This window comes from Streptomyces sp. NPDC057424, from assembly GCF_042803315.1.
Lineage (GTDB): Bacteria > Actinomycetota > Actinomycetes > Streptomycetales > Streptomycetaceae > Streptomyces.
Window position 1 is genome coordinate 41,169 of sequence record NZ_JBHVCP010000008.1, and the last position, 12,192, is coordinate 53,360.

The 12,192-nt window shown below is 70.6% G+C and carries 7 protein-coding genes and 3 pseudogenes; 5 read left to right on the forward strand and 5 right to left on the reverse strand.

All coding sequences use genetic code 11. The features are described 5' to 3' along the window. Positions 1-318 precede the first annotated feature (318 nt). The 5 genes and pseudogenes from ACFU3E_RS09785 to ACFU3E_RS09805 all read left to right on the forward strand — a co-directional run. Positions 319-1,068, forward strand: a pseudogene (locus ACFU3E_RS09785) (MFS transporter); the annotation flags it as partial. Beyond that, positions 1,062-1,802, forward strand: a pseudogene (locus tag ACFU3E_RS09790) (VOC family protein); the annotation flags it as partial. The pseudogenes ACFU3E_RS09785 and ACFU3E_RS09790, both read left to right, overlap by 7 nt. Positions 1,803-1,919: 117 nt before the next feature. Further along, a pseudogene (locus tag ACFU3E_RS09795) lies at positions 1,920-2,398 on the forward strand (fumarylacetoacetate hydrolase family protein); the annotation flags it as partial. 326 nt (positions 2,399-2,724) lie between these two features. Further along, positions 2,725-4,362, forward strand: a complete 1,638-nt coding sequence (locus ACFU3E_RS09800; RefSeq protein WP_384154444.1) for a hypothetical protein — start codon at positions 2,725-2,727, stop codon at positions 4,360-4,362. Between the two features lie 107 nt (positions 4,363-4,469). Further along, complete coding sequence (locus ACFU3E_RS09805) at positions 4,470-5,561, forward strand: PASTA domain-containing protein (protein ID WP_384154446.1); 1,092 nt, start codon at positions 4,470-4,472, stop codon at positions 5,559-5,561. A 123-nt stretch (positions 5,562-5,684) separates the two neighbouring features. On the opposite strand, the gene ACFU3E_RS09810 is transcribed toward ACFU3E_RS09805, so the two are convergent. From ACFU3E_RS09810 to ACFU3E_RS09830, 5 genes are all read right to left on the reverse strand, one after another. Next, positions 5,685-7,337 carry an N-6 DNA methylase gene (locus ACFU3E_RS09810; RefSeq protein WP_384154448.1) on the reverse strand — a complete coding sequence of 551 codons (1,653 nt, stop codon included), beginning with the start codon at positions 7,335-7,337 and terminating at the stop codon, positions 5,685-5,687. A 120-nt stretch (positions 7,338-7,457) separates the two neighbouring features. After that, positions 7,458-9,140: a SulP family inorganic anion transporter gene (locus ACFU3E_RS09815; protein WP_384154656.1), complete on the reverse strand. Its 1,683-nt coding sequence runs from the start codon at positions 9,138-9,140 to the stop codon at positions 7,458-7,460. An 8-nt stretch (positions 9,141-9,148) separates the two neighbouring features. Then, positions 9,149-9,826: a GAP family protein gene (locus ACFU3E_RS09820; RefSeq protein WP_384154450.1), complete on the reverse strand. Its 678-nt coding sequence runs from the start codon at positions 9,824-9,826 to the stop codon at positions 9,149-9,151. Positions 9,827-9,837: 11 nt separating this feature from the next. Then, on the reverse strand, positions 9,838-11,271 hold the full coding sequence (locus ACFU3E_RS09825; RefSeq protein ID WP_384154452.1) for a DUF1254 domain-containing protein: 1,434 nt from the start codon (positions 11,269-11,271) through the stop codon (positions 9,838-9,840). Further along, a complete protein-coding gene (locus tag ACFU3E_RS09830) occupies positions 11,255-12,187 on the reverse strand; it encodes an HAD family hydrolase (protein ID WP_384154453.1) in 933 nt (310 codons plus the stop codon). The genes ACFU3E_RS09825 and ACFU3E_RS09830 overlap by 17 nt, the downstream gene beginning before the upstream one ends. Positions 12,188-12,192 lie beyond the last annotated feature (5 nt).

Sequence of the window (12,192 nt, forward strand, 5' to 3'; positions counted from 1 at the left end):
GCAGCCGGTCGGGCGCCTTCGCGCGGAGCTCGGCGGTGCCGTGCCCCGGTCACCACGACCGGTCGGCGGCCCCGCCGTGGCATCCCCGCCCGGGGAGGGGTGTTGATCATACGGATGCCCCGCTATACGGGATTCGGATCGCTTGCAGGATGGCGAATCGGGCGCCGGGCCACCCATAGTCGTCCCCACCCCGCACGCCGCTGTCCGGACCAGCCGCCGACGTGCGGTCGTCCACAGCATGCCGTGCCCGCCAGCGCCCGCACCGCGGACGCCGGTGAAAGGCATGCCCGCTCCCGCACACCGTCCCCTGGAGTCGACATGCCCGGTTACGTCCCGCCGCCGTCTCCCACCACGGCCGACGCCGTTCCCGCCTCACCCGTGACCGTCTCGGGCCCGGCCCATCTGCTGCGTGTGGCCATGCTGATGGCAGGCAGCTGTCTGCCGATCCTGGGCACGGTGCTGATCGCCCCGGTACTGCCCAAGATGCAGGACCACTTCGAGTCGGTGCCGGGGGCCAAGGCCCTGGTGCCCCTGGCACTCACCGTGCCGGCGCTGGCGCTGGCGCTGCTGGCCCCTTTCGCCGGCGTGCTCGTGGACCGGCTGGGCCGCAAACGGCTGCTGATCGTGGCGACCGTGCTGTACGCCGGGTTCGGCACCGCACCGCTGTGGCTGGACTCCCTGGGCGCCATCATCGCCAGCCGTGCCCTGGCCGGGGTCGCCGAGGCTGCGATCATGACCTGCTGCACCACGCTGATCGGGGACCACTACTCCGGTCGGCAGCGGGTGAAGTACCTCGCCCTGCAGACCGTGTGCGCCTCCGCGTCGGCCACCGTCTTCTTCGTGATCGGCGGTGCGGCCGGATCGGCGGGGTGGCGGGCGCCGTTCTGGGTGTACGCCGTGAGCCTGGTGCTCGCCCCGCTGATGGCCATGGCGCTGCCCAGCCCGGCGGGCCGCGCGACCGCCGCGGAGGCCCCGGCCGCGGGGACGGCGGCCCGACGGCCCTTCCCCTGGCGGCAGCTGGGGGGCATCTGCATCCTCACCTTCTTCGGAGCGATGGTCTTCTGGTCCCCTACGGGGCCGCGAGCGCGGCGGACGTGGACACCCTGGCCGGGGAACTCCTCGCGGGCGGCGTCCAGTTGATCTCCCAGCCGGGAAAGGTGGGCACCCCCGGTGGCGGCTACGGCTTCCGTTTCTTCGACGTCGACGGGCGCACCATCGAGGTCTCGGCCGACGTGGAGGTACGGCAGCATCGCAGGATCGAGGAGAAGGAGGCGATCCCGGTCAGGCTGTCGCACGTCGTGCTCAACTCCCCCGATCTGAACAGGACTCGGGAGTGGTACGAGCGCCACCGGGGCTTCCGCCTCTCCGACACGCTGCACTCGCCGCACATGGGCGAGGTCATGCACTTCATGCGGATCTCCAACCAGCACCACTCGATGGCCATCGCGCAGGGCCCGCACACCGCCCTGCACCACGTCTCCTTCGAGATGCGCGGCCTGGACGAGTACATGCGCGGCTCCGGCCGGGTCATGCGGGCCGGTGTCCGCAAGGTCTGGGGCCCCGGCCGGCACATGGCGGGCGACAAGACCTTCACCTACTTCCTCGACCCGCACGGCAACACGGTGGAGTACACGACCGAGCTGGAGGAGCCGGACGAGGACACCTGGCACCCCCACGTCTACGACTTCTCCCAGCCCGAGGTCACCGACCAGTGGGGCACCGCGAACCCGATGAACGAACTGGTCGCCGAGGAGTCGTTCAACGACCTCGACCGCGGCGTGTTCGTCGCCCCGCCGGCCTGACCGGCACGGCGTCCCCAGTCGCCGGGGGCGCGGCAGCCCTGTCACGCCCTGACTCCCCGCCGCTCCCCCGGTCCGGCTCCGCCCACCCTTCTGCCTCCCCTGCGACTGGACCCTGCCATGCGTTTCGCCACGTACGAGTACCGCAACCGACGCCAGGTGGCCGTCGCCGAAGAGGACGGCACGCTCTTCCCCCTTCCCGGCGTCACCTCATGACCGGCCTGCTCGCCGAGGGCGGCGGGTTGCCCGAACTGCTCGACGCGGGCGCCGCGATACCCGACGTCGCGGCCGGCCCGCATGTCTCCGAGGTGCGGCTGCTGCCGCCGCTCCAGCCGCCCACCGTGCGGGACTTCGTGACCGTCGAAGAGCACGTCGAGGGCGTACGGCGGTCCGTGGACGGGGCGGCGGGGGTGCCGGAGCGGTGGTACCCGGCTCCGACGTTCTACTTCACCAACCCGTACGCGGTGTACGGCCCGCACGACGACGGCCCCATGCCGCCCGGGTCGCACGTGCTCGACTTCGAGCTCGAGGTGGCCGCCGTGATCGGCGAGGAGGGCCGGGATCTCATCCCCGAGCAGGCCCGCGAGCACATCGTCGGTACTGCGCTGCCCCTCACATGCCGGTGGCTCTGTCGATCGAACACACTCCCGCGCCGAGCAGGGCACTAGAACACATGTACACACACTCACTCTTCGTGAATTCACGCAAGTCTGTTGACGACGCTAACAAGCTTCCGCCATGCTCGGTTCGACAACGGCCCACCGCCCCCTCGCGTCGCCTTGGGCACGCCCGCCGCAGCCGCCCAGAGGGCCCAAGGAAGCCGAGCCATGAGCGACACCACCAGTCTCGTGAACTGCTCCGCGTCCTGGCCGCCGCCACCGCCTGAACCACGCCGCGCTTTCCCGTACACGTGAGGAGCTGGACGATGGACGCCCGCCGATACCGCATGGTGGTCACCAGCCGGACCGATTACGTGCGGACCGGTGCACTCGTCGACGAGCAGCTGCGCCACTGGCTCGCCCAACCACCCAAGCGCTACAACGTCGACGCCTTCGCCGAGGGCCGCAACGAGATAGCGCGCGGAGTCACTCTCGACCACGACTCCGTCACGGCTGTCACCGGCACCTACGGACGATGGCGGCTCCGGGAGACCGCGCCCGACGGCACCTGGCAGACCACGGTGGTGACGCGGCAGATCGCCGACGGGCCGACCTGGGTCCAGCTCGACGTCGAGCACCTCCCCGACGACGCCGAGGCGGCCCCCGTGCCCGCCAAGACGCCCCGGCTCGCGAGACACCTGCTGGAGGCGCTCGACGCACACGACGGCCTGGCGGACGTGACAGCCATGCCCCAGGTCGTCGAGGCGGAGGATGTGGAGGCCGTCATCGACGAACTGTGCGACGCCGGCCGGCGCCTTCCCGTCGTCATGGCGAGCACACCGTACGACGTCGACTTCGACGCCTGGCTGGAGGGGACGGTCGACCCTCTCGTCCGTCCCCTGGTCGGGCTGGCGATCCTCTACGTGCTCACCCCGGGAGCCGTGTCGGTCTTCAACCGGGCGTTGGAACACCACCGCGTGTACAACGGGGGGATCCGGACCTACCTGCCCGGCGTCGACCCGGCCTGGCCCGCCGACGGCCAGCGGCACCGTGTGATGTCGAAACGGCTGATCACCGAGAACCCCCGACTGGCCGCCCGCATCCTGAACCAGCTCCCTCAGGGACTCGCCACCCGGCTGCCGCTGCCCGACGCCCTGGATTCCGTGCCGCTCATGCGTACCCGGGCCAGGGACGGCGTCGGCGGCTCCGAACAGGAACGGCTGCGCGACGAGAACGACGCCCTGCACGAGATCCTGGAGGAGGCGGCACGCGAACAGCGTGTCAGGGCCGACGAGATCCGTGACCTCAAGCGGGAACTGCGTCAGGCGGAGAGCAACGAGGCCCAGGTCGTCGTCGACTACGACGAGCAGTACAAGGAACTCCACCGGGCCAAGGCGCAGATACGGGAACTGCAGAGAGAACTGCTGAGGCTGGGCGCGGCCGAGCAGGCGTACGCCACGGTGGACCCCTCGGTGGACGCGCCCACGTCCTTCGCCGAGATCCTGGACCGGATCGGCGACATGCGACGCGTCCACTTCACCGGCCGACGCAAGTACACCCTGGAACTCGACGACCAGGCCTACGGCTCGTCCTGGGTCCGGATGGCCTGGGACGCCCTGCTGGCACTCCAGGACTTCGCGGAAGCCGTCGCGAGTGGCAAGGCGAACAGCGACTTCAAGCAGTGGTGTGCGGACGCGCCCGAGGGAGCGCACGTCATCTCGCCCCGCAAGGTCGTCAGGGACGAGTCGAAGTCGGTGAAGGCGAACGGCGACTGGAGCCGGGCGCGCACGTTCCCCGTGCCCCGCCACGTGCATGCGGACGGCAGGCTGTTCATGGGCGCCCACCTGCGGATCGGCGGAGGCAACACCATCGCGCCCCGCCTGCACTACTACGACGGAGCCTGCACCGATCACGGAATCTACGTCGGCTACATGGGCCCGCATCTGACCAACACCATGACCTGAGACGTCCACCCGCAGCGACCGCCGCACCCCGGCCGACGCCCCGGACCGCACGAGTCCAGGCCCGGACCGGGCCCGGCCCAGTCCGTACCCGAGGAGCACAGCCCCAGGTGAATCCTTACAACACCCCTCCCCCGAGCCGGCCTTGGTGGAAGACCACCCCCGCCGTGCTCGGGATCCTCGCCCTCGTCGCCCTGCTCGGCGCGTTCAGCTTCGGGCTCGGCTTCGTCGTGATGATCGCCGCCATGGTGGCGGTGTGGGTGCTGCCGCCCTGGCGCCGGTTCGCCAAGATCGGCGCAACGTTCGGAGCCTTCCTTCTGCTGACGGTCGGCGCTGGCCTGGGCGGGCAGCTCGACGAGAGCGGCACGAAGCAGCCCGACGTACAGGCCCGCGAAGACAGCAAGGCGAGCGCCGAGGCCGCGTCGTCCCCGACCCCCGCGAAGGTCGCCAAGGCCGCCGACTACACCGGCAAGCCACTCAACGAGGCGGAGAAGCTGGCGCGCTCCGCAGGCTTCACCACCGGTCACCACGACGCGGCCGAGGATGACCGCTCGATCATCATGCGGTCCGGATGGACGGTGTGCTTCCAGGAGGCCGACACAGCCGCTAAGACCATCGCCTTCGCGGCCGTCAAGAGCGACGAGCGGTGCCCCGGGAAGGACGGCGGCCCGCTCCCCTGGCCGAAGATGCCGGATGTCGTAGGCGCCACCTACACCTCGGCCGTCAGGAATCTGAAGCAGGCCGGCATCGGCCTCGACGACGTCACGCTCGATGACGTCTACCTCGACATCGACACTCCCACCGCCGAGGAGGCCGCCGAGGACGGCGACGAGTGGCGCGTGTGCTTCCAGTCCCCGGACGCGGGAGCCAAGGTCACCTCCACCACCACGGTCCGTCTCGACCTGGGCCGGTGGAGCGACGCCGACCTCGTCCAGGACTGCCCGAAGGCGAAGGACACGACGTACAAGATCCCGGCCAACGATCCCGACCACGACAGCGGCAACAGCACCGGCGAGGACGACGGTTCGGCAAGCGGCGGCTCCTCGACCTCGACCGGCGGCTCCACCGGCGGCGGCAGCGTCGGCACCGTCCACCCCGGCTCGTTCTGTTCTCCACAGGGAGCGACCGGCGTCACCAGGGCGGGAACGCCCATGGTCTGCGGCCCCGGCTCCGACGGCCGCAACCGCTGGCGCTCCTCCTGACCCCACACGAACCCGGAACTTCACAGCCGGCCGGTCCGGGGCACTCCACCGCCGGGGAGCCCCATGCCGTACACACGCGTGTCCTGGCCCGGGTGGCGGCCGGGGAGACAGTGACGCTCTCCGTCAGCTGTCCGGGGTGAGCGCGCCGTTGCCGAGCCCGTCCCTTGCCAGGGTCGCCGCGTCCCGGCTCAGCTCCACCACTCTGCGCGCTCGCTCCTCGAACTCCCGAAGCGCTCGGAAGGCCGCCCCGTACCGCCGTTGCTCGGTGATGTCCATCTGCGGGATGCGGGCGCCCTTGCCGTCGAGGCGGAAGGTGCCGCTGGTGCTCGTGGAGCGCCGGGTGTTGGCCGCGCTGCGCAGGAAGCCCTGAAGATAGTCGGTGTCGAGCTGGTCGCTGATGGACACCGGTTCCGGATCGCCGTACTCGACGAGCCCCGCACGCGCGAGGTCGGCGACGCTGACGGTGGGTCCGTCCAGCGAGCTGGGGCCGTCTCCGGCGACCAGCACCGGCAGCAACTCCGCGAGCAACCGCACCTGTTCGGACAGCTCTTCTCGCAATGTCCGGTACTCCGCCGCGTAGTCGCGTCGGACATCCTCGACATGACGCCCGGGCGTGAGGTCGACGACGTCGTCGAGCAGATCGATGAGGGGAACGTCCGCCACCTGTTCGGGAGCTGGTTCCAGTGTGCCGTCCGGCTCGCCCGCCGTGAGATCGACCATGCGGACAGTGGTGACGGCATCCCCCGGATTTCGCGGGCGGCGCAGGTGCCAGAGGTGGACCGGAAGCGCGTGCGAGGCCGCCGTACCGGACGGCAGGGCGATCACCTGGGTGAGAACGCCCCGTCGTACGAGCTCGGCGCGGATACGGCGGCCCGCCTTGCGGTAGGCGACCGAGGCGGGCAGGACCATGAGGACACGACCGCCGGGCGCGGTGTGCGCATAGGCGTGCTGCAGCCAGGCGAGTTCGCCCTCGGCACGAGAGGGTGTGCCGAACTCCCAGCGCGGGTCCAGCAACAGGTCCTCACGCCCCCAGTCGGGTTCACCCACCGGGGGGTCACAGACGACCAGGTCTGCTTTGAGGTCCGTCCACCGGTCGTCACGCAGGGAGTCCCCCGTGGCGATGCCGGCACCGATGCGCCCGGTGAGGTCGGCCCTCAGCTGCGCGAACTCGGCCCTGCGGGCGTCGGACTCCTGCCCGCAGCGCCTGGGGCCCTGCCCGGGGCCGACGGCGAGCAGGAGGGAGCCGATACCGCAGGCCGGGTCGAAGAGGGTCGCGTCAGGTGCCACCTCACCGGCGAAGCGGCGTACGGCCCGGACGGCCCGCGACGAGGTGACCTGGTCCGATCCGGCCCGGCGGACGGAGTCGGTGAAGCGCTCCGCGAGGACGCTCACCGCCTCTGCCGCGCCACTGCTCCCGGCCAGATCCCGCGCGAGCCGGACGACGTCCGCCGGAAGCTCCTCAGGTGCCTCTCCCCCGGTGAGGAGACGGGCCACGTCCACGAGCCCGCCGAGCATGTCGTCGCCGTGCACTCCGCGCAGCGCCTGCCACAGCTGCACCTCCACGGAGACTTCCTGCCCCTTGCGCTGCCTGTCCAGCCAGACCTGCACCTCAGTCAGGTCGAACAGCGGACTGGTGCCACCTCCGCCGGCCGGCCTGGGGAAGTCGTCGTAACGCCGCCGCCAGTTCGACACGGCGGCCCGTGTGACGCCCGCCAGCCTGGCGATCTCGGAGCCGGTGACCAGCGGGGTGGTCTCTGGGGCGGGGGTGTCCGTCATACGAGCAACGGTACACAGGGCTTATCCCGCTATCAATGCATGCATTCGTTGACAGCGTTAACAGTCGGTGGGCTCGCTCACCTCGTGTACCGAAGGTCATGGCCGTATCGACAGCCTGAGTCACCGGCCGCTCCTGGCCGCCTCGACCGCCGCCCGGACGGTGGGATAGACGTGCCTCAGTTCCGCCCTGGCATCGGCGGTGCGCAACACGTCCCTCACCTGACCCACGTCGCGGGCGAGGAGGAGCCGGGTGCCGAGGGCCTCGAGTTCCCCGGTCAGGCCATCGAGCATGCGCACGGCGCTGACGTCGATGAAGGGCACCGTCTCGGCGTCGATCACGACGGCCCCCGCCCCTTCCCGGGCGGCTGCCTCTCGTACCTCGGACTCGATCCGCTCGGCGTTGGCGAAGTAGATGCCGGCCTCGACCCGCAGCACGATCACGCCCGGGATCCTGCGGCTCTCGCCGTGTCTGTCGAGTGAGGTGAAGTGCCCGTTCCCGGGCAGCTGTCCCAGTTCGCTGATGACCGGGCGCGAGGAGCGGTAGAGGAGCAGCAGGAGGGAGACGCCGATGCCGATGAAGAGTCCGGGCAGCGTGTCGAAGGCCATCACCCCGAGCATCGCCGCGATCGCGGCGAGGAAATCGGGCCGTGCGGCGACGCCGTAGGCCTGGCCGAGCCTGTGGGTGAAGACGCGGTAGAGGGAGACCAGCGCGGGGATGTCGACCAGCTCGACCACCGCCGCGATCACCACTCCCGCGAGGACCGCCTCGGGGAGCTTCTCGAAGAGCCCGGTGAGGAAGAGGAGCGTGATCACGGTCAGGGCGGCCGCGAAGACGCCCGAGAGCTGGGTGCGCGCGCCCGCCGACCAGTTGACGGCGGTCTTGGAGAGGCTGCCGTTGACGACCATGCCGCTGGACAGGCCGGCGCCCAGGCCGGCGGCTCCGAGCCCGATCAGCTCGCGGTTGGCGTCGACCTCGTAGTGGCCGCGGGCGGCGTACGTGCGCGCCGCTCCGAGTCCCTCGGCGAAGGCGACGAGCAGTACGCCGACGCTCCCGGCGGCGAGGCCGCCGAGCTCGTCGAGCGAGACGTCGGGGAAGCCTGGCGAGGGCAGGCCGGCCTCGACACTGCCCACGACGTCGACGCCGTGGTCCTCCAGGCCGAAGGCCGCGGCCGCCGCGATGCCCAGCGTCACCGCGACGAGGGAGCCGGGCACCATCGGGGCGACCCGCTTGAGAACGAGGATGAGGACGAGGCTGCCGGCGCCGGCCAGGAGGGTGGGGCCGCCGGTGCCGCCGAGGTCGCCGATCAGGGCCCAGATCTTCTCGAAGAAGTTCCCCGGCCCACCCTCGACACCGAACAGCTTCGGCAGCTGTCCGGCGATGATCGTCAGCGCCAGGCCGACGATGAAGCCCTTCAGCACGGGCTCGGAGATGAAGGCGGCGACGAAGCCGAGGCGCAGGAGTCCGGCGAGGAGCGCCGCGAGGCCCACCGTGACGGCCAGTGCCGCCGTCATCGCGGTGAAGTCGGCGCTCGAACCGCCCGCGGCATCCGCGACGACCGCCGCCGAGAGCGCCGCCGTCGCCGCCATCGGCCCGGCGACCAGGTGCTTGGAGCTGCCGAAGGCGGCGTAGAGGATCAGGGCCGCGGGAGCGGCGTAGAGGCCGACCACGGGCGAGACGCCGGCGATGGTCGCGTAGGCGAGCGCCTCGGGCACGAGAACCGCCCACACGGTCGCCCCGGCCAGCGCGTCCCGCCCCAGCCAGCGCCGCCGGTACCCCCGCAGTGACGGGAACAGCCAGTGCATGGTCACCCTCAGGAGGAGAGGTCACTGATGGCGCCGCCCACCAGCTTCGCGGCGAGGATCAGGCAGAGCACGGCCATGATCGCCGAGTTGTTCCGCTCCATCCAGAGCTTGAGGCCGTCGAGGAGGTGCTTCGAACGCTCCTTGAGGGCGAAGTAGAGCACGACCGGCGTTCCGGTCCCGAGCGCCCCGATCACCACGAAGACGGCGAGTGCCAGAGCCTGTGCGCCGGCGGAGGTGTCCGTGCGCGCGATCGTCGTCGCCGCGGCGATCACGAGCAGGAGGTTCTTCGGGTTGAGGGCGGACAGCGCCATCCCGAGTGCTCCCGCCTTGACGGGGGTGAACGAGTCGACCGTGTGCATCCACTTCGGCAGCGTCACCTCCTCGTCGCCGCGCGGCCGGTGGCGCCACTCCGTCACCGCCACCCACAGCAGCAGCACGCCGAGCGCCAGGTCGAGCGCGCTGACCCAGTCGGCCGGCTGCCCCTGCTCGCTCGGTCCGGCGCCGCCGGAGAGCAGCAGCACGATCGTGCCGGCCAGGGACAGTCCCAGGATCCAGCCCAGGAGCAGCGCCGGCCCGTTGGAGCGCGCCCTGGGGGTGGCGAGCATGAGCACCACACCGATGATCGGGAAGGGGCTCAGCGCCACACCGACGCCGTAGGACAGAATCTGACCGATCGCCTCGCCCACGGCCCTCTACCTCACGCCGGTTCGATCTCGCCCGGCCGCCAGCTCTTGTCGAACCAGCTTTCGAGTGGACCGTAGAGTCGGAGCACCACGAACCATCCCTTGCCGGGAACCGTCCTGATCCAGTTCCCCTCTCTGCCCTCGGGCGCCGTGGGGCCGAAGTGGACGATCGTGTCGCCGTCGTCCTCGGTCCGGACGGCGTCCGAAAGGCTGTTCACGCTCGGGTAGGGGTCGTCGGTGCGCAGCAGTGACCGGGTCTGGGGGTCGTAGGCGGTGACGGCCCAGAAGTTCTTCACCGGGATGCCGCTCGGCAGAGTGAGCGTGTAGTGGCGTCCCCCGTCGAGCAGTGCGCCGGTGGAGTCCTCCGCCGTGTAGGCGTACTGCGATCCCGCCCCGACGGCCGCCGCCGCCATCGCCGGCGAGGTGCCCGCCGCGAAATAGTGGTAGAGCGCCCGGGCGTCCAGCAACCGGGCTCCCTCCGGAGACAGGAACTCGTGGTTGTGTGACGGCCACGGGTTCTTCCAGGAACTGCCGGGATAGACGTAGAAGCCCGGGTCGCGTGGCTTGAAGCACAGTGTCCGTACGATGCCCGAGGCGATCCTGGCGGCGGTGTCGAGGATCGAGCGCATACGGTCGTCCGGCCGGAACGGCGTGCCGGGCACGATGCCGATCGCAGCCAGCTGGCCTGCACGTTCGGGGTCGAGCGCCTCGGGCGGCTCCTCTTGGACGAGGGTGTCGATCTCCTCGAAGAACGAGAAGTCGTTCGCGTGAATGGTGTTGAAGTCCGACTCGGCGAAGTCGACGAAACGCTGCTCGGGCGGGTCCGCCGCGGCCGAGAGCGGATAGATCCGCGACTGGAGCAGGCCCTCCGTACCGCTGAGCGCCCGCAGCAGCACCCAGGAGGAGAAGGTCGGCGGCCTCACGACGAAGTACCCCTCGGGCACCTCACCGTCGTGGCCCGGGGGAAGGAAGAGGTATTTGCCGCCTTCTCCCCTGTCGGGTCCGGCGATACCCATGTCGGTGACATGGCGCTGCCAGAGGTCGTTGACGAAGCACAGTGAGTTCTCCGGCGCCTCGATGACGGTGGGTCCGTCCTGGGCGAGCGCCAGGCAGGTCATCCCGTACGCGGTCTCCGTGTTCGCCGTGAGCACCAGCGGCGCCGAACTGCAGCGCGGGGCCAGGCAGCCGATCGTGCGGGAGTCGATGCCGATGTCGCGCAGGCCGCGCCGCATCGCCACCATCGAGGCGCCGGGCACGCAGTTCAGGAACACCTCGATCCCACGCAGCAGATCCAGCGCGTCATAGCTGCGGGTGACCGTGTCGGACAGGGGCATGCCGTCGAAGAAGTCCATCGTGCCGAAGACCGTCTCCAGCCGGTCCGGACTGCAGATCGACGCGAGGGCGTCGGCTGATACACCCGGGCTGGGGCCGTCACTCACCTGTGGCATCGCGTTCCTCCGGAAGTGGTCGTGTCTTGAGCACCGTGTTCCAGTCGTTCTTCATACTGACCGTCGTCCAGCCGCACCTCTCGGCCGTCGCGCGTGCCCTCTGCGTGGCGTCGGTGTAGGCGTACTCCCGCTCGTCGTCGTCATGCACGACGAGCAGGGCGAACTGAGCGGAGCGCAGCATCTCGACGTCCACGTCGTCGTTGCCGGCCGCGAAGCGCGGCAATCGGCCGGTGCGGGCGAGGACGTACTCCGGCTTTCCCGGCCCGAGCGCGACGGGGCCGTGCAGGACCGCCCGGCGGACCAGCACGCCGTCCCGGTAGGCGCATTCCGGGGCCGAGCCGATCACGTTCTCCCGGGGCAGGCCCCAGGTGTCCTCGCAGATCACCCGCATGAAGTCGCGCCCGCCGCCCGAGCAGACGAACAGCCGCCAGCCGTACGCCCTGAGGTAGTCGAACAGCTCCAGCATCGGCTGGTAGACGAGGCCGGTGGCGGGCAGTCCGAAGCGCTCGTGACGCCAGGACGCCAGATACCGGGCGGCTTCCGCCTCGTACTCCCCGAAGGTGGTGCCCTCCCAGGCCGAGCCGATGGCCTTCACCATCGACGCCACGGCGTCGGGGTCCTGGTCGTTCAGCGCGCGGAAGTACGACTCGTCCCGCTCGGCGATCGCCCGGTAGGGCCACTCGCCGGCCAGCGACGGGTCCGCCTCCAGCCGCGCGGTCAGTTTGGCGAGGACGAACGGCATCTGCACCGGGCCGGGCTTCTCGACCCACAGGGTTCCGTCGTTGTCGAACACGGCGATCCGGTCCATCGGCGCGACGAAGCCCGGCGAGCCCTCCGCCGCCGCGGACGTCACGAACCCGACGATCGCCCGCTTCGCGGCACCGTCGTTCCAACTCTCCAGCGGAGTCGTGCCCATGGCCA